Annotated in this window: 1 protein-coding gene; it reads left to right on the forward strand. The window is 49.0% G+C overall.

Annotation, left to right across the window (positions count from 1 at the left end):
• On the forward strand, window positions 1-1,025 hold a 1,025-nt coding region (gene nrfA / locus R7R24_RS24990), incomplete at both ends, for an ammonia-forming cytochrome c nitrite reductase (protein ID WP_318119794.1).

The following is a 1,025-nucleotide window of genomic DNA, read 5'->3' on the forward strand; positions in this document are numbered from 1 at the left end:
AAACCTTAAGGACAGGCGCACCAGCAGATGAAAACTCCGGGCCAATGCCAATGGCGTGTTGGAGTTGTAAAAGTCCTGATGTCGCTCGCGTGATAGAAGAGCGTGGCGAGGATGGCTACTTCTCTGGTAAATGGGCGCGTCTAGGCTCAGAAATCGTCAATCCTATCGGCTGTTCTGATTGTCACGACACTCGCTCAGAAAAATTCAACCAAGGCGAGCCAGAATTAGCACTAACCAGACCTTATGTTGAGCGAGCATTCGATGTAATTGGAAAAAACTTTGATGAGCAGTCACGCCTTGATAAACAAGCGTCTGTGTGTGCTCAGTGCCATGTCGAATACTACTTTACAGGACCAACGAAAGCGGTGAAATTCCCTTGGGATATGGGTACGACTGTCGGTGACATGGAGAAGTATTACGATGCGTTGGACTTTAAAGATTGGACTCACGCCGTTTCTAAAGCACCGATGCTAAAAGCACAGCACCCTGGCTTCGAGACTTGGCGTGAAGGGATTCACGGCAAAAACAAAGTGGTTTGCGTCGACTGCCATATGCCGAAGGTGACAAAAGAAGATGGTACCGTTTATACCGATCATAAAGTAGGCAATCCTTTCGACCGCTTCGAAGACACATGTGCGCAGTGCCATACTCAAACCAAAGAGCAGCTACGTAACATCGTGTCGTCACGCAAAGCGCAGGTGTTGAACATGAAATTGACCGCCGAGAAGCAAATTGTCGCGGCGCATTTTGAAGCTGGAGAAGCATGGAAAGCAGGAGCAACGGAAGAAGAAATGAAGCCGATTCTCCAAGATATTCGCCATGCGCAATGGCGTTGGGATTATGCGATCGCCTCTCACGGTGTTCACATGCACGCACCAGAAGTGGCGCTGGAAGTTCTCGGTACCGCAGTTGATCGCGCCGCCGATGCTCGTACTAAATTGGTACGCTTACTGGCAACAAAAGGCATTACTGAACCTGTTCAAATTCCAGACATCTCGACCAAAGCAAAAACCCGAGAAGCTTTA

The sequence above is a fragment of the Vibrio sp. 704 genome, assembly GCF_033339295.1.